This window comes from Inquilinus sp. (genome assembly GCF_039594555.1).
Lineage (GTDB): Bacteria > Pseudomonadota > Alphaproteobacteria > DSM-16000 > Inquilinaceae > Inquilinus.
This window is the reverse complement of sequence record NZ_JBCNNF010000083.1, coordinates 1-20,259: the sequence shown is the minus strand read 5'-3', so window position 1 is coordinate 20,259 and position 20,259 is coordinate 1. Positions and strand designations below refer to the sequence as shown.

Below are 20,259 nucleotides of genomic sequence, written 5' to 3'. Positions count from 1 at the left end.
CCTCACCCTCCCACGCGCTTCGCGCGCGGGCCCCTCCCTCTCCCCGAGGAGAGGGAAATGGGCCGGCTCGTTTCACCTCTCCTTAGGGAGAGGTCGAAATCGCGTTGGCGATTTCGGGTGAGGGGGTAGCTCCGGCCCAGACGGTGCACTCATGGCTGACGCCCCGCATCGGCGTTTGACCCGGCGGCGGCCGGACGGGACAGTGCAGCCCCGCTTCCGAGGACGATCCGATGCTGCTGCACCCCGACCGCCATCTCACCGTCTGCGGCCTGGAGGAGATCGCCGCCTTCCGTGCCGCCGGCGTCACCCATGTGCTGTCGATCGCCGATCCCGGGACCCCGGCCGAGACCTATTTCGAAGGCTTCGCGCCGCATCGCCGCCTCGATCTGCGCTTCCACGACATCATCGACGAGATGCCGGGCCACGTCTTCCCGACCCCGGACCATGTCGCCTCGATCCTCGAATTCGGCGAGGCGATGGCGCTGGAGGGCGAGAGCCTGCGCCACCTGCTGGTGCATTGCCACATGGGCATCTCGCGCTCCTCCGCCTCGATGCTGATGCTGATCGCCCAGCGCCATCCGGGCGAGGAGGAGGCGTCGGTGGCGAAGCTGGCGGCGATCCGGCCGCAGGCCTGGCCGAACACGGTGATGATCGACTATGCCGAGGCGGCGCTGGGCACCGGGGGCCGGCTGCGCGACGCGCTGAAGCCGCAGTACCGCCGGGTGCGGGACGAGCAGCCGGAGCTGATCGCCATGCTGCGCCGGGTCGGCCGCGGGCGGGAGATTCCGGCGGACTGAGGCCTCCGCCCTGCCGTAGCTTGGATTCGCGGCAAGTGAAGCCAACCTACGCGGTCAGTCTGACCGCGGATTAGATCTCTATTCTTCTGGTTCTTCCAATGCTTTTTCTCTTGTCTCGATTGCGAGTTTCAGAGAATAGAATCCTGTGTTGTAGTCTTCGCGGAAGTCGCAATATTTTATATCTCTGAGGAGATAGGGGATTTTACAATCTTCCAGTAATGCGGGAATTATTTTGACTTTCTTTTGTTCGATTTGCTCAGAGAGTCTGGAATTCCACTCTCTTTTTACCCATTCTGATTCAACGGAGTTTTTAGATAGAAAAAGTACAAGATAGGAAGATTTTTCGATCCCTTCTTGTATTTTCTCAACGATAGAATCACCGGGGGCGATGTCTATTTCGTCTAACCAACAATTGAATCCAAGATTCTTAAGGTCATGAACGATTTTCCGAACAATCGGTTTGTCTTTGCTTGAGTGAGAAGAGAAGATGTGCGGCTTGTTTGGGCTCACAGATGTGATTCCGGTATTATAGCGGTCCCAAAGAGCTTCCTTCGCGTAGTCTAGCTCACGCAGAAGTCGAATTAGCTTCTCGGTAGTTGGGCGAGATCCCGTTGCTTGAAAAGATAGTTCAGATGTGATCTGCTCAAGATCACGTATTCGAGTGGCAATATCGTCAATTGTTGGGTAACGCAAGTACGATTTTCGTATTAGAAAATATCCAGAAACAGAAGTGATGTTGCCAAAATATACTATAGCAGTTTTCTCTGTGTCGTCGTCATCATAACATCCTATTCGGCCTTTGTGCCGACCTGTTGTTATGATGACTTCTCCGAATTCGAGTTCTTCCATAATTGCCGATTCAATGAGAGCGATGGATCAACCCAGTCGAGGCATCCAACGTGGCCATAACTCCCTGACAGTTGCAAGCCGCTTCAGGTAAAGGAAGGCGTCGCTGCCGGCATGCCGCATGTCGCGCCTGGGCGCGCGGCGGGCCGGCCGGCTCTGCACCATGCCACGCTCATCTCGGACCCGGCCATCGGATCGATGTCGCGCTATTCCATCTTCACCCTCGCGCGCAACGCGCTGTCGCACCATGAAGGCTGGCAGAAGGCCTGGCGCTCGCCCGACCCCAAGCCGGCCTACGACGTGGTCATCGTCGGCGGCGGCGGCCACGGCCTGGCCACCGCCTACTACCTGGCGAAGGAGCACGGCATCACCAATGTCGCGGTGCTGGAGAAGGGCTGGATCGGCGGCGGCAACACCGGCCGCAACACCACCATCGTCCGCTCCAACTACCTGTTCGACGCCTCGGCCTTCATCTACGAGCACGCGCTGAAGCTGTGGGAGGGCCTGTCGGCCGACCTCAACTACAACGTCATGTTCAGCCAGCGCGGCGTGATGAACATCTGCCACGACCCGCATGAGGCGCGCGAGCTGAAGCGCCGGCTGCACGCCAACCGGCTGAACGGCATCGACAGCGACTGGCTGGACCGCGACCAGGTGCTGGAGTTCTGCCCGGTGCTGAACCCGGACCCGACCATCCGCTTCCCGGTCTATGGCGGCACGGTGCAGCGCCGGGCCGGTACGGCGCGGCACGACGCGGTCGCCTGGGGCTATGCCCGCGGCGCCGACAGCCGCGGCGTCGACATCATCCAGAACTGCGAGGTCACCGGCTTCCGCACCGAGCAGGGGCGCGTCGTCGGGGTCGAGACCACGCGGGGGTATATCGGCGCCGGCAAGGTCGGCGTGGTCGCGGCCGGCCACAGCTCGGTCCTGGCCAACCTGGCCGGCTTCCGCCTGCCGCTGGAGAGCCACCCGCTGCAGGCGCTGGTGTCGGAGCCGATCAAGCCGGTGATCGACTGCGTCGTCATGTCGAACGCCGTGCACGCCTATGTCAGCCAGTCCGACAAGGGCGAGCTGGTGATCGGCGCCGGCATCGACGGCTACGTCTCCTATTCCCAGCGCGGCGGTTTCGCCATCATCGAGGAGACGCTGGCGGCGATCGTCGAGATGTTCCCGATCTTCAGCCGCATGCGGATGCTGCGGCAGTGGGGCGGCATCGTCGACGTGGCGCCGGACGCCAGCCCGATCATCGGCAAGACCCCGGTCGAGAACCTGTTCATCAATTGCGGCTGGGGCACCGGCGGCTTCAAGGCGACGCCCGGCTCGGGCCATGTCTTCGCCCACACCATCGCCCGCGGCGAGCCGAACGAGATCGCCGCGCCCTTCGCGCTGGACCGCTTCGCCTCCGGCGCGCTGGTGGCCGAGCACGGCGCCGCCGCCGTGGCGCATTGAGGGCGCGGGCATGAAGATCCATTCGGGCGCGTTCGAGATCGACACCGACGGCCGGCGGGTGCCGCTGCACGGGGCGGAGGCCTTCGCCGGCATGCGCCGGGCCGGCCGGGTAGTGGCCGAGGTGCTGGACCGGATCACCCCGGCGGTGCAGCCCGGCGTCACGACGCTGGAGCTCGACACCCTGATCGCCGGGCACATCGCCGATCTCGGCGCCCGGTCGGCGACGATCGGCTACAAGGGCTACCGCCACGCCAGCTGCATCTCGGTCAACCACGTCGTCACCCACGGCATCCCGGATGCGGCCAAGCGGCTGCAGGACGGCGACATCCTGAACATCGACGTGACCGTGATCGTCGATGGCTGGCACGGCGATTCCAGCCGGATGTATGTGGCCGGCGAGGCCGGGGTGAAGGCGCGGCGGCTGGTCGACGTGACCTGGGAGGCGATGATGGCCGGGATCGGTGCGATCCGGCCGGGCGCCCATCTCGGCGATGTCGGCCACGCCGTCCAGACCGTGGCCGAGGCGGCGCGGTTCAGCGTGGTGCGCGACTTCGTCGGCCACGGCGTCGGCCGGGTCTTCCACGACGCGCCGGACGTGCACCATGTCGGCCGGCCGGGGCGCGGCCTGATCCTGCGGCCGGGCATGATCTTCACGGTCGAGCCGATGCTGAACGCCGGCCGGCCCGAGGTGAAGGTGCTGGCCGATGGCTGGACCGCGGTGACCCGCGACCGATCGCTGTCGGCGCAGTTCGAGCACAGCGTCGGCGTCACCGAGGACGGGGTCGAGATCTTCACCCTGTCGCCGCGCGGGCTGGCAAAGCCGCCTTACGCCACGGCCGCCTGAGGGGAGAAGACCATGTTCCTGATCGACTGCCCTTGGTGCGGCCCGCGGGACCAGCGCGAGTTCCGCTGCGGCGGCGAGGCTCATATCCGCCGCCCGGCCAACCCGGCCGAGCTGAGCGACGCGGAGTGGGCGGACTACGTCTTCATGCGTTCCAGCCCCAAGGGGCTGCACTATGAGCGCTGGGTCCACATCCACGGCTGCCGGCGCTGGTTCAACATCGCCCGCAACACGGCGACCGACGAGATCCTGGCGGTCTACGGCCCGGGCGACCCGCCGCCGGCCATCGACGGCCAGTCCATCCCGACCCCGTCCGGCGAGCCGGCGCGGGGCACCGCCAACGCGCCGCTGGTGGACCCCGCCAGCGCTTCCGGCTCGTAAGACTCCATGACCCAACGCTACCGCCTGGTCGGCCGCGGCGCCGATATCGACCGCAGCCAGAGCGTCGCCTTCGCCTTCGATGGCACCTCCTATCGCGGCTATGAGGGCGACACGCTGGCCTCGGCCCTGCTGGCCAACGGCGTCCACCTGATGGGCCGCAGCTTCAAGTACCACCGGCCGCGCGGCGTGATCTCGGCCGGGCCGGAGGAGCCGAACGCCCTGGTCCAGCTGGGCCCGGACGCGGCGCGGACCGACCCGAACAGCCGCGCCACCCAGGTCGAGCTGTTCGACGGCCTCGTGGCGCGCAGCCAGAACCGCTGGCCGTCGCTGCGCTTCGACTTCAACGCGGTCAACGACCTGTTCGCGCCGCTGATCCCGGCCGGCTTCTACTACAAGACCTTCATGTGGCCGCGCTCGCCCAAGGCCTGGATGGTCTATGAGCGCTTCATCCGCAAGGCGGCCGGCCTCGGCGTCTCGCCGCGCCAGCCCGACCCCGACCGCTACGACCATGTCAACGCGCATTGCGACGTGCTGGTGGTCGGCGGCGGCATCGCCGGGCTCGGCGCCGCCCTGGCCGCCGCCCGCGCCGGCGCCCGGGTGATCCTGGCCGAGGACCAGCCCCGTTTCGGCGGCTGGCTGCGGTCGGAGCCGACGGCGTCGGTCGGCGACACCGCCGCGCTCGACTGGGTCGCGGCGACGGTGGCCGAGCTGCAATCGATGCCCGATGTCCGGGTGCTGCCGCGCACCACCGCCTTCGGCTATTACGGCCACAACTGGCTGGGCCTGCTGGAGCGCGCGACCGACCACATCCCGCCGCATGCCGTGCCCGCCGGCACGCCGCGGCAGCGGCTGTGGAAGGTGCGGGCGAAGCAGGTGGTGCTGGCCACCGGGTCGATCGAGCGCAGCCTGGTCTTCGCCGAGAACGACCGGCCCGGCATCCTCCTGGCCGGCGCCGCCCGGGCCTATCTGAACCGCTGGGGTGTCAAGGTCGGCGAGCGCGTGGTGGTCGCCACCAGCGACGACGGCGCCTATGCCACCGCCCTCGACCTCGCCGCCGCCGGCGTCGCCGTGCCGGCGATCGTCGACACCAGGCCAGACCCGGACGGGCCGCTGGTGCGGGCGGCGCGGGCCGCAGGGTTGCCGGTCTATGCCGGTCATGCCGTGGTCGGCACCTCCGGCCGGCTGCGGGTGAACGAGGTGCGGCTGATGCCGCTGGCCGCCGACGGCCAGTCGGTGCGGCGCGGCGCCGAGACCACCATCGCCTGCGACGCCATCGCCATGTCCGGCGGCTGGAACCCGGTCCTGAACCTGCAGTCGCAGTCGCGCGGCCGGCTGCGCTGGGACGAGGCGCGGGCCACCTTCATGCCCGGCCAGTCCTTCCAGGCCGAGCGTTCGGCCGGCGGCTGCGCCGGCACGCTGCGCTTCGCCGACGCGCTGCAGGAGGGCCTGGTCGCCGGCGCCGCCGCGGCCTCGGCCGCAGGCCTCTCCCCGGTGGCGGTGCCGGTGCCGCCGGTCGAGACCGCGCAGGAGGAGCCAAGCGCGGGCGACGACCGGCCGCTGTGGTATGTGCCGTCGGACCGGCCGGCCAATGCCGTGCGCGCCTTCGTCGACTTCCAGAACGACGTCACCGCCAAGGACATCCGGCTGGCGCTGCGCGAGGGCATGGTCTCGGTCGAGCATGTCAAGCGCTACACCACCACAGGCATGGCCACCGACCAGGGCAAGACCGGCAACGTCAACGCCCTGGGCATCGTCGCCCAGACCATGGGCAAGACGATCCCGGAGATCGGCGTCACCACCTTCCGCCCGCCCTATACGCCAGTGACCTTCGGCGCCATTGCCGGGCGCGGGGTGAAGGCGCTGTACGCCCCGATCCGCCGCACCCCGATGCACAGCTGGGCCGAGCGGCACGGTGCGGTGTTCGAGAATGTCGGCGGGGGCTGGAAGCGCGCCTGGTACTTCCCGAAGCCGGGCGAGGACATGCATGCGGCAGTGAACCGCGAGGTCAAGGCCGCCCGGACCTCGGTCGGCGTGATGGATGCCACGACGCTCGGCAAGATCGACGTCAAGGGGCCGGACGCGGCGGAGTTCCTGAACCGCGTCTACACCAACGCCTGGTCCAAGCTGGCCATCGGCGGCTGCCGCTACGGGCTGATGCTGGGCGAGGACGGCATGGTCAAGGACGACGGCGTCACCACGCGCCTCGCCGACGACCATTTCCACATGACCACCACCACCGGCGGCGCCGCCACCATCCTCGCCTGGCTCGAGGAATGGCTGCAGACCGAATGGCCGGACCTGAAGGTGTTCCTGACCTCGGTCACCGAGCAATGGGCGGTCGCCACCATCTCCGGCCCGAAGAGCCGCGAGCTGCTGTCGCGCCTGACCGATCTCGACCTGTCGAACGAGGCCTTCCCGCATCTGACCATGCGTGAGGGCGCGGTGGCGGGGCTGCCGGCGCGGGTGTTCCGCATCTCCTTCACCGGCGAGCTGTCCTACGAGATCAACGTCCCGGCCGCATACGGCCTGGCGCTGATGGAGGCGATCGAGACGGCCGGGCAGGGGCTGGACCTCGTGCCCTACGGCACCGAGGCGATGCATGTGCTGCGCGCCGAGAAGGGCTTCATCATCGTCGGCCAGGAGACGGACGGCACCATCACCCCGGGCGACCTGGGCATGGAGTGGATCGTCGGCAAGAAGAAGCCGGACTTCATCGGCAAGCGCTCGCTCGACCGGGCCGACACGGCGCGGCCCGACCGCAAACAGCTGGTCGGCCTCCTGACCGACGACCCCAAGCTGGTGCTGGAGGAGGGGGCGCACATCATCGACACCGCCACGCCGGGCGCCCCGCCGGTGCCGATGCTGGGCCATGTCACCTCCAGCTACTGGAGCCCGAACCTGGACCGGTCGATCGCGCTGGCCCTGGTCAAGGGCGGGGCGGGCCGGCTCGACGGCACGGTCCACATCGCTATGCCCGACCGCACCATCCCGGCCCGCGTGGTGAAGCCGGTCTTCGTCGACCCCGAGGGAGGGCGCCTGCATGCCTGACACCATCTCCGCCCCGGGCGAGGCCCCCTCCACCCCGAACATGGCCCGTCGCTCGGCCACCGCCGGCCTGGTCCGGCCGCTGGGGACGCCGGCCAATCCGGGCGTCCGCCTGTCCGAGATCGCGCATGAGGCCAAGCTGAACCTGCGCGGCGACCTGGCCGATCCAGGCTTCGGCGCGGCCGTCTCCGGAGCTCTCGGCATAGACCTGCCGGCGCGGCCCGGCATCGCTGCGGGCGACGGCGTCGCGGCGCTGTGGCTCGGGCCCACCGAATGGCTGGTGGTCGGCGGCGTCGACCGCGAGGCCGACCTGGCGTCCCGGCTGCAGGGTGCCCTGGCCGGGCGGCACTTCGCGGTCACCAACGTCACCGACAACTGGACCGTGATCGCGCTGGCCGGGCCGAAGGCGCTGGACGTGCTGGCCAAGGGCTGCCCGCTGGATCTGCATCCGCGTTTCTTCCCCGTGGGCTCGGTGGCGCAGAGCATGGTCGGCCAGGCCGATATCGTCCTGCACCGCACCGACGATGTCGACGGCGCGCCGCGGCTGCGGATCTATGTCCGCCGCTCCTTCGCCCAGTATCTCTGGGACTGGCTGGCCGACGGTTCGATGGAGTACGGCGTGGGCGAGGGCTGAGGCCCTAAGCACAAAACCCGGCAGGCCTCACGCGTGGCCTCTATCGATGGCGCTCTGTGGCCTCGACTGACCACAGTGACCGCGATCCCGATCGACGGCCGCAGCCACTGATCCCGGGCGGACCCGCGATTTTCGGCGAAGGCTGGCATGCGGCAATCGCGTTACATGGCTAATAATGAGCATCCTAATTAATTCGCCATGTCAGATGCCCTCTCTACCGCGCGGGACAATATCGGGTTCCGCCTGTACCTCGTCGCCCGGCTGTGGCGGCGCGAGATCGACGAGACGCTGGCCCGCTACGGGCTCAGCGACGCGACCTGGCAGCCGCTGCTCCACCTGTCCCGGATCGGCGAAGGGGTGCGCCAGCGCGACCTGGCCGATTTGCTCGGCATCGAGGGGCCATCTCTGGTGCGCCTGCTCGATGCCCTCGAGACCCAGGGGCTGATCGAGCGGCGGGAGGATGAGGGCGACCGCCGCGCCAAGACGGTGCATCTGACCGCGGATGGCCGCACCCTGGTCGAGGGCATCCGCGGTGTCGCAGCCGAGGTGCGCGAACGCCTGCTCGCTGGCGTCTCCGACGAGGATGTGATGCTCTGTCTCGGCCTGCTGGGCCGGATCGAGCGCAACATCGCCGCCGGCCGGCCGGCGTCAGAGGGTGGCCGCTAGGCTCGTCGGGGGAACATATGGACTGGCCGACCTGGCGTGACGGCGTGTTCTCGCTGCGCACCTTCTGCGCCGCGATCCTGGCCGCCTGGATCTCCCTGCGCATCAACCTGTCCTCGCCCGGCACGGCGATGCTGACCGTCTACATCGTGTCGCAGCCGCTGACCGGGATGATGCTGTCGAAGAGCGTCTACCGCGTGCTCGGCACGTCGGTCGGCGTTCTGGCCAGCGTCACCTTCATCGCCCTGTTCGCGCAGGAGCGCGAGCTGTTCGTGCTGGCCAGCGCGCTGTGGTTCGGCGCCTGCATCTATGTCTCGGTCATGCTGCGCGACGCGCCCGGCGCCTATGCGCCGCTGCTGGCGGGCTACACCGCCGCGATCATCGGCTTCCCGGCGATCACCGCGCCGGACACGGTGTTCGACATCGCCACCAACCGCTGCGTCGAGATCCTGCTGGCGATCTCCTGCGCCGGGGTGCTCAGCGCCATCATCCTGCCGCGCCCGGTCGGGCCGGTGCTGCTGGGCCGGATCGAGGCGCTGCTGGCGGCCACCGCGACATGGGCGGTCGGCATCCTGCGCACCGAGGGCACGGAGGAGGCGCCGCAGACCGACCGCGCCCGACTGATCGCCGACGCGGTGGCGCTGGAGACGCTGCGCGCCCATGCCGTGTTCGACACGCGGGCCATCCGCCTGGCCAACGACGTCATCCGCCAACTGCAGGGGCGGCTGTTCACCTTCATTGCCGTGCTGGTCTCGATCCAGGAGCGGGGGCGGCTGCTGCGCGTCCGCGACCCGGCGCGCTGGCAGGCGATCCGCCCGGCCTTCGAGGCGGTGGCGCGGATCACGGATCGTTCGCTGGGCCCGGACCAGCCGGACGACGACGAGAGCGTCGGCGCCGCCCGGCGGCTGATCGACACCATGCAGCCGTCGCTGGAGGAGCTGCGGCAGAGCCAGACGGCGATGATCGTGCGGATCCTGCTGGACCGGCTGCAAGACGTGCTGACCCTGCGCGACGACTGCCGGCGGCTGCGCGATCATGTCGCCGCCGGCACCCGGCCGCGCACCATGCGGTCGGCGCCGTCGATCAGCCGGCATCGCGATCAGGCCGCCGCGATCATGGCCGGCATCACCGCCTTCACCGCGCTGGTGGTTGCCTGCAGCTTCTGGATCCTCACCGCCTGGCCCAACGGCGCCGCGGCCGCCACCATCCTGGTGGTGGTCTTCGGCTTCTTCTCCGGCGCGGACGAGCCGGCGATGCCGGCCAAGGAATTCCTGCGCATGGCGGCGGTCGCCAGCGTCATCTACCTGATCTATTTCGCGCTGGTGCTGCCCCGGGTCGACGGCTTCCCGATGCTGGCCTTGGTGCTGGGCACGGTGCTGGTGCCGGCCGGCCTGTTGATGCCGGCGCCGCGGATCGGGCCGTCGGGGCTGCTGCTCTGCATCAACTTCCTGACCCTGCTCGGGCTGTCGGACCGCGCCTCGCTCGACTTCGCCGGGGCGGTCAACAACGCCCTCGCCACCCTGGCCGGCATCGCGCTGGCCGTGCTGCTGTTCCGGCTGATCCGGCCGCTCGGCGTGCGCTGGATGGCGCAGCGCTTCGTCACCGGCATCATGACCGACCTGGCGCGCATGGCGTCGGGGGACGGCCTGTCGCAGGCCGAGTTCGAAAGCCGGATGTTCGACCGCATCAACGGCCTGTTCTCGCGGCTCGACCACGCCTCGCCCGGCGACCGGCCGATCCTGCACGGCGCCCTGGCCAGCCTGCGCGTCGGCCACAACATCATGATCCTGCGCCGCCTGTCCGGCCGGCTGCCGCCGCCAGGGATCCGGGCGGTGGAGACGGCGCTGGCGGCGCTGGAGCGCCATTTCGGCCTGGCTTGGCGCCACCGCGCCCGCAGCGGGCCCGACGCGATGGCCGCCCTGGCCCGCGCCGGCGAGGTGCTGCAGGGCCTCGACACCGACCGCAACACCGTCGCCGCCCTGGTCTCGGTCACCGCGATCTGGGTGACCCTCTCCTACCAATCCGAATTCTTCGCCATGCCGCAGACCGACGGCCCGGCCCTCATCCGCGACCTGATCGTGCCGACGCCATGAACCCGTTGATCAAGGAAATCGACCTCGCCGGCGTCTACCTGTCGCCGATGCTCGGCTATCTGGTGGTGGCGCTGCTCCTCACCGGCGTGCTGCGCTTCGTGCTCGGCCGCGTCGGGGCCTATCGCTGGATCTGGCATCCGGCGCTGTTCGACCTCTCCCTGCTCCTGATCATCCTGACCACCCTCGTCGCGCTGACGATGTGAGGGGAAGAAGACCGCCAATGAAATACGCAGCCCTCACCCTCCGCGTCCTCATCACCCTGGTCGTGGCGGCCGGCGCCATCGTCGCCGGCATCCTGCTGTGGCAGTACTACATCGACAGTCCCTGGACCCGGGACGCCCGGGTGGCGGCGGAGATCGTGCAGGTGGCGCCCGACGTCTCGGGGATCATCGTCGACCTGCGCGTGGCCAACAACCAAGCGGTGAAGAAGGGCGACGTGCTGCTGGTGATCGACCCCGACCGCTACACCCTGGCGGTGCAGCGGGCGCAGGCGGCGCTGGACAGCCAGGCGGCGCAGACCGAGCAGCTGGAGGCGGATGCCGCCCGCCGGGCCAAGCTTGGCCTGAATGCCATCTCGGTCGAGGCCCAGCAGCAGGCGGAATCGCAGGCCAAGGCGGCCCGGGCGGCTCTGGAGCAGGACCAGGCGGCGCTGGACACGGCGAAGCTGGACCTGGAGCGGACGACGATCCGGTCGCCGGTCAACGGCTACATCTCCACCCTGATCGTGCGGCAGGGCGCCTATGCCACGGCGGGCAAGCAGGTGATGGCGATCGTCGACGCCGACAGCTTCCACGTCCGGGGCTATTTCGAGGAGACGAAGATCCCCCGCATCCGGCCGGACGACAAGGTCGAGATCCGGCTGATGGGCGTGTCGGCGCCGCTGCAGGGCCACGTCGAAAGCATCGACCGGGCGATCTCGGACCGCGAGGTGTCGCTGAACTCGTTCTACCAGATCGTCGACGTGAACCCGACCTTCAGCTGGGTCCGGCTGGCCCAGCGCATCCCGGTGCGGATCGCGCTCGACACGGTGCCGGACGGCGTGCTGCTGGCCTCCGGCATGACCGCCACGGTCGAGGTGCTGCCGAAGGCGGAGACGGCGAAGTAGGGGGCGGGCCGTCATTCCCTTGCCGTCCCATTGTTGTCATCCTCGGGCTTGACCCGAGGATCCAGGGGCTTTCAAAGCGGCTCTTGGTGGCCCCTGGATTGCCGGGTCAAGCCCGGCAATGACAATCAGAGGGGAAGGGCGGAGAGACGCCTACTCCGCCGCCTGCTCCTCCTCGCCGAGGAAGCCGCCGGACTGGCGGCGCCAGAGCGAGGCGTAGTGGCCGTTGGCCTGCAGCAGCTCGTCATGGCTGCCGATCTCGACGATGCGGCCGCGCTCCAGGATCACCAGCCGGTCCATCCGGGCGATGGTCGACAGGCGGTGGGCGATGGCGATCACCGTCTTGCCCTCCATCAGATCCTCGAGCTGCTCCTGGATCGCCGACTCGACCTCGGAATCGAGGGCTGAGGTCGCCTCGTCTAGGATCAGGATCGGCGCGTTCTTCAGCACCACCCGGGCGATCGCCACGCGCTGGCGCTGGCCGCCGGACAGCTTGACCCCGCGCTCGCCGACATGGGCGTCGTAGCCGCGGCGGCCGCGCCAGTCCTCGACGTCCAGGATGAAGTCGTGGGCATGCGCCTGCTTGGCGGCGGCCACCACCTCGGCCTTGGTTGCGCTCGGCCGGCCGTAATTCAGGTTCTCGAAGATCGACCGGTGCAGCAGCGACGTGTCCTGGGTGACCACCGAGATCTGCTCGCGCAGGCTCTCCTGCGTCACCCCGGCGATGTCCTGGCCGTCGATCAGGATGCGGCCGCGCTCCAGGTCGAAGAAGCGCAGCAGCAGGTTGACCAGGGTCGACTTGCCAGCGCCGGAGCGGCCGACCAGCCCGATCTTCTCGCCGGGCCGGATGTCCAGGTTCAGGTTCTCGATCACCCCGCCCGGCCGGCCGTAGTTGAAGCTGACATGGTCGAAGCGGATGGCACCCTTCGTCACCACCAGCCGCTTGGCGTCCGGCTTGTCGACCAGCCGCAGCGGGTTGGCGATCGAGATCATGCCCTCCTGCACCACGCCGATATTCTCGAAGATCGTGGTCACCTGCTGCGCCACCCAGCCGGCCATGTTGACGATCTGCCAGGTCAGCGGCAGCACCATGGCGACGGCGCCCAGCGCCACCAGCCCCTGGCGCCACAGCAGGATGGCGATGGTGGCGGTCGACACCACCAGCAGGGCGTTGGTGGTCGACAGGCACAGGTTGAACAGGGTGATCAGCCGCAGCTGGCTGCGGAAGATGACGGTGTGGCCGTCCACCGCCTCGCGGACGTAGTCGTCCTCCTCCTTCGCCCGGGCGAACAGCTTCACGGTCAGGATGTTGGTGTAGCTGTCGACGATCCGGCCGGTCAGCAGCGACCGCGCCTCCGACATCTCGACCGAGCGCTGCTTCAGCCGCGGCACGAAATAGGTGAGGAGGGCGATGTAGACGGCGAACCAGCCGATGGTCGGCAGCGCCAGCCACAGGTCGGCGCTGGCCAGCAGCACCAGGGCGCTGGTGCCGTAGACGGTCAGGTACCAGACCGCCTGGATCGACATCACCGTGCTGTCGCGCAGGGCCACGCCGGTCTGCATCACCCGGTTGGCGATGCGGCCGGCGAAGTCGTTCTGGAAGAAGGTCCAGCTCTGCCGCACCACATGCCAGTGGCTCTGCCACCGGATCAGGTTGGTGAAGCCCGAGGCGATGATCTGGTTGGTGATCAGCGCCTGCAGGAACAGCGCGGCGGGGCGGCACAGCAGCAGCACCGCCGCCATGCCGGCCAGCAGGTGCCAGTGATCGGCGAACAGGGCCTCGGGTGTGACGGTGCTCAGCAGCGTGACCACCCGGCCGATGAAGACCGGGATCAGCGCGTCGAGCAGCGCCACGGTCAGCCCGGCGCCCAGCAGGGCGATGTAGTAGCCGCGCACCTGCCTCAGGAAGAACCAGTAGAACCGCAGCAGATTGCCCGGCGGCTGGCCAGGCATGCCCGTGGCGGTCGGCAGCACGCGGGCTTCGAAAAAGCGGAACATGGGTCGAGTCTTCCGGCGGGCGTTCTTCTTTGGGCGGCAGGATTACAGCCTGCGCCGACACCGTCGCGACGAAAAGACCGGACAATTGGACACAGGAATTCGTCCGGTGCAGGGCTTGCGATATTTTCGTCTGTGCGCCCGGTCACTGGCGGGCCCGCGCGGATCGCTAGGATCACGGCCTGGATGCAGGGGCGTGGCCGGATCGTCCGGTCGCGGCATCCGAGGGGCAAGACATGAAGTACATCATTGTGCCGATTCTGGTGGCGCTGGCCGGCTGGGCCGTCCGGCCGGCCCTGGCCGACGACATCCACGATGCGCTCGGCCAGGCCGAATCGGCCTATAGCAGCGGCGACTACGGCCGGGCCAAGAAGGCGGCCGACCTGGCGGCGACGCTGCTGGGCCAGCTGGCGGCGGAGCAACTGGCCAAGGCCCTGCCGGCGCCGCTCGACGGCTGGACGGCGGAGGAGGCGTCGGGCGATTCGTCCGCCGCGGCGATGTTCGGCGGCGGCGTCCAGGCCGAGCGCGGCTACGCCAATGCCGACGGCCAGCAGGTGCGCATCCAGGTGATGGTGGATTCGCCGCTGGTGGCGCAGATGGCCGGGCTGTACGCCAATCCGGCGATGGCGGCAATGATGGGCAAGCTGGTCAAGGTCGGCGGCCAGCAGGCGGTGCTGAACGAGCAGGGCGAGATCCAGATGCTGGTCGACAGCCGCGTGCTGGTCACCGTCACCGGCGACGCGCCGGCGGAGGCGAAGCAGAAATATGCCGAAGCCGTCGACCTGGCGAAGCTCAAGTGACCGGCGGGCCGCCGCCCATCCGGTCGGCGGTTTCCGATCCTCCCTGAGCGGACAGGCTTTGACCGCCGCCGCGCGGCGTCGTGAGATGGCGCAGATCAGGGACGGGGAGGGTGGTCGGATGAGCCTGGTGCCGGTGATCGACCTGGCGCCTGCGGCGGCAGGGGAGAAAGCGTCGGTGGCCGCCGCGGTGGCCGATGCCTGCGAACGAGTCGGCTTCCTGGTGGTGACCGGCCACGGCGTGCCGGCCGGGGTGGTCGGCCGCGGCTGGGCCGCGGCGCGGGCCTTCTTCGACCTGCCGGAGGCGGCCAAGCGCCGCGTGGTGATGCCCCGGCCCGGCTACCCCTACGGCTGGTCGCCGGTGGCGGGGGAGAGCCTGGCCCGGTCGCTCGGCGACCGCCGGCCGCCCGACCTGAAGGAGAGCTTCTCGATCGGCCCGGCCGACCTGACGCCGCCGCCCGATTCGGCGGAGGCGGCCGCCTTCGCCTGGGCGGCCAATCTGTGGCCGGCCGAGCCGCCCGGCTTCCGCGACGCCATGCTGGACTACTACCGGGAGCTGTCCGCCCTGGCCGGCCGGCTGATGCGCCTGTTCGCGCTCGGCCTGGGCCTGCCCGAGGCCTTCTTCGACAGCCGGATCGACCGGGCGATCAGCGCCCTGCGCCTGCTGAACTATCCGGACCAGGCGGTGCCGCCGGAGCCGGGGCAGCTGCGCGCCGGCGCCCACACCGACTACGGCTCGCTGACCATCCTGCTGCCGCAGGACGCGCCGGGCGGGCTGGAGGTGCAGGGACCGGACGGGTCGTGGCATGCCGTCCCGGCCGTGCCCGGCGGCTTCGTGATCAATCTCGGCGACCTGATGGCGCGCTGGACCAACGACCGCTGGCGGTCGACGCTGCACCGCGTCGTCAACCCGCCGCCGGACGCGGCCGGGTCGACCCGGCGCCAGTCGATCGCCTTCTTCCACCAGCCGAACTGGGATGCGGAGATTTCCTGCCTGCCGACCTGCCTCAGGCCCGGTGAGGTCCCGAAATACGAACAGGTCTTCTCCGGCCCGCATCTGGCATCGAAGTTCCGGTCGACGGTGACGCTGCCGGCGGCTTAGCTCTCACTGTCGACTTCGTGGATCAACCCCTTCTTCGTCATCGCGAGGAGCGAAGCGACGTGGCGATCCAGCGGCACCGCTGCCTGGATGGCCACGCCCCTTTGGGGCTCGCCATGACGGTCCGGGGTTGGCGCGGCCGGTATCAGAAAGCCGGTGTCAGAAATCCGAGCAGCGTCCGTTGACGTCCCAATCGCCGTAGCGGGTCGGCTCGGGGCCCTTGGGGCCGCCGATCTCGCCGGGCGGCTGGGGCACGATCTCGACCGGGGCGCCGGTGCGCGGGTCGACGCGCTCTGCCAGCGCCTTGGCGGCCAGCTCCTCGGGCGACAGCGGCTTGGGGGTCTCGGTCCTGCTCATTCCCTGGATATGGCCCTGCCTCGCCACCGTGTCCAGGCTTGATCACCGGCGGGCCGGGGCCATTTCATCCGGGACGAGACGGACGGAGGATTTGATGTCGGGCTATATCCGCACGGCGATGCTGCTGGCGGCCCTCACCGCGCTGTTCATGGCGGCGGGCTGGCTGCTGGGCGGGCAGGGCGGAATGATGATCGCGCTCTTGGTCGCGGTGGGCATGAACCTGTTCGCCTACTGGAACGCGGACAAGATGGTGCTGCGCATGCACGATGCGCGCGAGGTCGATGCCCGCACCGCGCCCGACTTCTACAACCTCGTGGCCCGGCTGGCCGAGCAGGCGCAGCTGCCGATGCCGAAGGTCTACATCATCGACACCGACCAGCCGAACGCCTTCGCCACCGGCCGCAACCCGCAGAACGCCGCGGTCGCCGCCACCACCGGCCTGCTGCGCCGGCTGTCGGCGGAGGAGGTGGCGGGCGTGATGGCGCATGAGCTGGCGCATGTCCGCAACCGCGACACGCTGATCATGACGATCACGGCGACCATCGCCGGCGCGCTGTCGATGCTGGCCAATTTCGGCCTGTTCTTCGGCGGCGGCGACAACCGCAACAACCCGCTCGGCTTCATCGGCGTGATCCTGACCGTGATCCTGGCGCCGCTGGCCGCGATGCTGGTGCAGATGGCGATCAGCCGGAGCCGGGAATACGAGGCCGACCGGGTCGGCGCCGAGATCTGCGGCCGCCCGCTGTGGCTGGCCTCGGCCCTGGAAAAGATCGAGGCGTTCTCGCAGCGGATCGACTACGGTGCGGCGGAGCGGAACCCCGCCACCGCCCACATGTTCATCATCAATCCCCTGCACGCCCATGCGGTCGACAGCCTGTTCTCGACTCACCCCAAGACCGCGAACCGCGTCGCCGCGCTGCAGCGCATGGCCGGCATGGCCCCGGCCCAGGCTCGCGGGCCATGGGGGTGAGGATTTAGCTCTCCTCGCCGCGCCTCCGACTTTTGCGCGGACTCCACCGAGTCCCCCCTCCCCTCGCGGGAGGGGGGTAGGGGGAGGGGGCTGTCGATCGAAGAGAGCTGACCACACCGGATTGAGAGAGTCCGGCTGTCGGGTTGCGGAGCCGGGGCCTGATCTCGTGGCGCGAACCCCCTCCCCCTGCCCCCCTCCCGCGAGGGGAGGGGGGACTAGCCTTTCCTGTTGGATTCCAGCGGTGTCCGGGGGTTGCCCGTGACCGCCGAGGCCGTCCCCGCCCCGCGCGCCAACGGGCGGGCCGCGATCTTCGGCTGGTGCCTCTACGACTGGGCGATGAGCGCCTTCAACACGGTCATCGGCACCTTCGTCTTCTCGGTCTATTTCACCAAGGGCATCGTCGGCGACCCTGACCGGGGCGCGGCGCTGTGGGGCGTCTCGATCGGCGTGGCCGGCATCGCCATCGCCCTGCTCAGCCCGGTGCTGGGTGCGGTCGCCGACCGTGGCGGCCGGCGCAGGGCCTGGCTGGCCGCCTGCGTCGCCGCGGCCGTGGTGCCGACCGCGCTGCTCTGGTTCATGGCGCCCGACCCGTCCTGGATCCTGCCGACGCTGCTGCTGGTCGGCCTCGCCACCGTCGCCTTCGAGCTGTCCTACGTCTTCTACAACGCGCTGCTGATCGACGTGGCGCCGCCCGGCATGCTGGGCCGCGTCTCCGGCTGGGGCTGGGGCCTCGGCTATTTCGGCGGGCTGGTGTGCCTGGTCATCGCCCTGTTCGGGCTGATCGGCTTCGGCGGCGCCGCGCCGCTGCTGGCGCTGCCGGGGGTGGAGTCGGCCGGGCCGCGCGCCACCGGGCCGCTGGTGGCGCTGTGGTGGGCGGTGTTCGCGCTGCCGCTGCTCCTGTTCGTCCGCGAGGCGCCGGGCGGCGCGCCGATCGGGGCCGCGATCCGCCGCGGCCTGACCGATCTCGGGCGCACGCTCAAATCACTGCCGGGCCAGGGCAACCTGGTGCGGTTCCTGGTCGGCAGCGCGGTCTATCGCGAAGGCTTCAACCTGCTGTTCGCCTTTGGCGGCATCTACGCAGCCGGGACGCTGGGGCTCGATTTCGGCCAGCTGGTGCTGTTCGCGATCGGCCTCAACGTCACCTCCGGCATCGGCGCCATCCTGGCCGCCTGGGCCGACGACGCGCTGGGGTCGAAGCCGACGATCCTGGTCTCGATCGCTGCCCTCGTGGTCATCGGCATCCCGATCATCCTGGTCACCGACCCGGTCTGGTTCATCGGCCTGGCCCTGCTGCTGGGCCTGTTCCTGGGGCCGGCCCAGGCGGCCAGCCGCACCCTGATGGGCCGGCTGGCACCGACGGGCGGGGAGGGCGAGGCCTACGGCCTCTACGGCCTGACCGGCCGCGCCACCGGCTTCGTCGGCCCCTGGCTGTTCGCCGCCGTCACCGCCGCCTTCGCCAGCCAGCGCGCCGGCATGGCGACGGTGATCGCGCTCTTCGCCCTCGGCGGGCTGATCGTGGCGACAGTGCGGGAACCGGCGAAGGGCTGAGATTGCCTATCGGAGCCTGTTCGAGAATGCGCTGGGGTGAGTCGGCTGGTGGTGGTTTCGAGAACCGGCGCGCAGCGGACGTTCAAGTCCGTGAGCACCGGAAGCGCAGAAACCGCCATCAGACGGCCGCCCCAGTAGCATTGTCGGACAGGCTCAGTGCCGGAAATGCCGGCGGCCGGTGAAGACCATGGCGATGCCGGCCTGGTCGGCGGCCTCGATCACCTCGCCGTCGCGCATCGAGCCGCCGGGCTGGATCACGGCGGTGGCGCCGGCCTCGACCAGGGCCAGCAGGCCGTCGGCGAAGGGGAAGAACGCCTCCGACGCCGCCACCGACCCGGCGATGCGCGACCCGGTCTCGCCCGCGGCCTGGGCCGCCTCCGCCGCCTTCGCCACGGCGATCTTGGCGCTGTCCACCCGGCTCATCTGCCCGGCGCCGATGCCGACCGTCGCCCGGCCCTTGGCGAAGACGATGGCGTTGGACCGGACATGCTTGGCCACCTGGGTGGCGAACAGCAGGTCCTCGATCTGCGCCGGGGTCGGCGCCTTGCGGGTGACCAGCTTCAGCTCCGACGCCTCCGGCGCCGCGTCGTCTCGGGTCTGGGTCAGGAAGCCGCCGGCGACGCTGCGCAGCACGCGGCGGCGCTGCGTCGGGTCCTGCACCCCGCCGGTCTTCAGCACGCGCAGATTGGCCTTGGCGGCGAACACCGCCGCAGCCTCCGGCTCGACATCCGGCGCGATCACCACCTCGGCGAACAGCGCGGTGATGGCCTGGGCCGTGGCGGCGTCGATCGGCCGGTTGGCGGCGATGATGCCGCCGAAGGCGCTGATCGGGTCGCAGGCCAGCGCCCTGGCATAGGCCTCCCCCAGCGTGCCGGCGACGGCGACGCCGCAGGGGTTGGCGTGCTTGACGATGACCACCGCGGGCTCGGTGAACTCCGACACCGCCTCGAACGCCGCGTCGGCGTCGAGGATGTTGTTGTAGCTCAGCTCCTTGCCCTGCACCTGCTCGGCGGTGGCCGGGCCGGGGACGGCGGGACCGCTGAGATACAGCGCGGCGGCCTGGTGCGGGTTCTCGCCGTAGCGCAGCGTCTCCGCCAGCTTGCCGGACAGCGACAGGCGCGGCGGGAAGGTCTCGCCCTCGACCTCGGCGAACCACCCGGCGATGGCGGCGTCATAGGCGGCGGTGCGGGCGAAGGCGGCGGCGGCCAGGCGGCGACGGGTGGTGCCCAGCGTGCCGCCATTGGCCGCGATCTCCAGCCGCAGCGGCTCATAGTCGATCGGCGAGGTGACGACGGCGACGAAGGCGTGGTTCTTGGCCGCGGCGCGGGTCATGGCCGGGCCGCCGATGTCGATGTTCTCGATGGCGTCGTCGAAGCTGGCGCCGCGCGCGATCGTCGCCTCGAACGGGTACAGGTTCGACACCAGCAGGTCGATCGGTGCGATGCCGTAATCGGTCATCGCCTCGACATGCTCGTCGCTGTCGCGCCGGGCCAGCAGGCCGCCATGGATCTTCGGGTGCAGGGTCTTGACCCGGCCGTCCATGATCTCGGGGAAGCCGGTATGGGCCGACACCTCCTTCACCGGGATGCCGGCATCGGCCAGGGCCTTGAAGGAGCCGCCGGTCGACAGGATCTCGACCCCG

The 20,259-nt window shown here is 69.6% G+C and carries 18 protein-coding genes; 14 read left to right on the top strand and 4 right to left on the bottom strand.

Annotation, left to right across the window (positions count from 1 at the left end):
* Window positions 1–230: 230 nt before the first annotated feature.
* Window positions 231–797 carry a protein-tyrosine-phosphatase gene (locus tag ABDW35_RS11595; RefSeq protein ID WP_343714023.1) on the top strand — a complete coding sequence of 189 codons (567 nt, stop codon included), beginning with the start codon at window positions 231–233 and terminating at the stop codon, window positions 795–797.
* A gap of 78 nt (window positions 798–875) precedes the next feature.
* Here the strand turns inward: ABDW35_RS11595 and ABDW35_RS11590 are convergent, their stop codons facing one another.
* The gene (locus ABDW35_RS11590) at window positions 876–1,646 is read right to left on the bottom strand and encodes a toll/interleukin-1 receptor domain-containing protein (RefSeq protein ID WP_343714022.1); all 771 of its coding nucleotides are present in this window, start codon (window positions 1,644–1,646) and stop codon (window positions 876–878) included.
* A gap of 195 nt (window positions 1,647–1,841) precedes the next feature.
* Between ABDW35_RS11590 and ABDW35_RS11585 the strand changes: the two genes are divergently transcribed.
* From ABDW35_RS11585 to ABDW35_RS11545, 9 genes are all read left to right on the top strand, one after another.
* Window positions 1,842–3,092, top strand: a complete 1,251-nt coding sequence (locus tag ABDW35_RS11585) for a sarcosine oxidase subunit beta family protein (protein ID WP_343714021.1) — start codon at window positions 1,842–1,844, stop codon at window positions 3,090–3,092.
* 10 nt (window positions 3,093–3,102) lie between these two features.
* Window positions 3,103–3,936: a type I methionyl aminopeptidase gene (gene map / locus ABDW35_RS11580; protein ID WP_343714020.1), complete on the top strand. Its 834-nt coding sequence runs from the start codon at window positions 3,103–3,105 to the stop codon at window positions 3,934–3,936.
* Between the two features lie 12 nt (window positions 3,937–3,948).
* Window positions 3,949–4,314, top strand: coding sequence for a sarcosine oxidase subunit delta (locus tag ABDW35_RS11575; protein ID WP_342240829.1), 366 nt, complete (start codon window positions 3,949–3,951; stop codon window positions 4,312–4,314).
* A 6-nt stretch (window positions 4,315–4,320) separates the two neighbouring features.
* Window positions 4,321–7,362 (top strand): sarcosine oxidase subunit alpha family protein, encoded by a 3,042-nt coding sequence (locus ABDW35_RS11570; protein ID WP_343714019.1) that lies wholly within the window; start codon window positions 4,321–4,323, stop codon window positions 7,360–7,362.
* On the top strand, window positions 7,355–7,993 hold the full coding sequence (locus ABDW35_RS11565; RefSeq protein ID WP_343714018.1) for a sarcosine oxidase subunit gamma family protein: 639 nt from the start codon (window positions 7,355–7,357) through the stop codon (window positions 7,991–7,993). Before ABDW35_RS11570 ends, ABDW35_RS11565 begins: the two co-directional genes overlap by 8 nt.
* Before the next feature lie 198 nt (window positions 7,994–8,191).
* Window positions 8,192–8,659, top strand: coding sequence for a MarR family transcriptional regulator (locus ABDW35_RS11560; protein ID WP_343714017.1), 468 nt, complete (start codon window positions 8,192–8,194; stop codon window positions 8,657–8,659).
* Window positions 8,660–8,676: 17 nt separating this feature from the next.
* Window positions 8,677–10,749, top strand: coding sequence for an FUSC family protein (locus tag ABDW35_RS11555; RefSeq protein ID WP_343714016.1), 2,073 nt, complete (start codon window positions 8,677–8,679; stop codon window positions 10,747–10,749).
* Window positions 10,746–10,952, top strand: a complete 207-nt coding sequence (locus ABDW35_RS11550; protein ID WP_343714015.1) for a DUF1656 domain-containing protein — start codon at window positions 10,746–10,748, stop codon at window positions 10,950–10,952. Before ABDW35_RS11555 ends, ABDW35_RS11550 begins: the two co-directional genes overlap by 4 nt.
* Before the next feature lie 17 nt (window positions 10,953–10,969).
* Window positions 10,970–11,854 carry an HlyD family secretion protein gene (locus tag ABDW35_RS11545; protein WP_343714014.1) on the top strand — a complete coding sequence of 295 codons (885 nt, stop codon included), beginning with the start codon at window positions 10,970–10,972 and terminating at the stop codon, window positions 11,852–11,854.
* A 150-nt stretch (window positions 11,855–12,004) separates the two neighbouring features.
* Here ABDW35_RS11545 and ABDW35_RS11540 read toward each other — a convergent pair whose 3' ends face one another.
* A complete protein-coding gene (locus ABDW35_RS11540) occupies window positions 12,005–13,849 on the bottom strand; it encodes an ABC transporter ATP-binding protein (RefSeq protein ID WP_343714013.1) in 1,845 nt (614 codons plus the stop codon).
* 233 nt (window positions 13,850–14,082) lie between these two features.
* On the opposite strand from ABDW35_RS11540, the gene ABDW35_RS11535 reads away from it, so the two are divergent.
* Complete coding sequence (locus ABDW35_RS11535; protein WP_343714012.1) at window positions 14,083–14,646, top strand: hypothetical protein; 564 nt, start codon at window positions 14,083–14,085, stop codon at window positions 14,644–14,646.
* Between the two features lie 118 nt (window positions 14,647–14,764).
* Complete coding sequence (locus ABDW35_RS11530) at window positions 14,765–15,745, top strand: 2-oxoglutarate and iron-dependent oxygenase domain-containing protein (RefSeq protein WP_343714011.1); 981 nt, start codon at window positions 14,765–14,767, stop codon at window positions 15,743–15,745.
* Between the two features lie 156 nt (window positions 15,746–15,901).
* Here the strand turns inward: ABDW35_RS11530 and ABDW35_RS11525 are convergent, their stop codons facing one another.
* Window positions 15,902–16,108 carry a succinate dehydrogenase assembly factor 4 gene (locus tag ABDW35_RS11525; protein ID WP_343714024.1) on the bottom strand — a complete coding sequence of 69 codons (207 nt, stop codon included), beginning with the start codon at window positions 16,106–16,108 and terminating at the stop codon, window positions 15,902–15,904.
* A gap of 85 nt (window positions 16,109–16,193) precedes the next feature.
* On the opposite strand from ABDW35_RS11525, the gene htpX reads away from it, so the two are divergent.
* A complete protein-coding gene (htpX, locus tag ABDW35_RS11520; protein WP_343714010.1) occupies window positions 16,194–17,069 on the top strand; it encodes a zinc metalloprotease HtpX in 876 nt (291 codons plus the stop codon).
* A gap of 258 nt (window positions 17,070–17,327) precedes the next feature.
* Window positions 17,328–18,617: an MFS transporter gene (locus ABDW35_RS11515; RefSeq protein ID WP_343714009.1), complete on the top strand. Its 1,290-nt coding sequence runs from the start codon at window positions 17,328–17,330 to the stop codon at window positions 18,615–18,617.
* Window positions 18,618–18,770: 153 nt separating this feature from the next.
* Here the strand turns inward: ABDW35_RS11515 and purH are convergent.
* Window positions 18,771–20,259: bifunctional phosphoribosylaminoimidazolecarboxamide formyltransferase/IMP cyclohydrolase (purH, locus tag ABDW35_RS11510; protein WP_343714008.1), on the bottom strand; the 1,489-nt coding region annotated here is incomplete at its 5' end.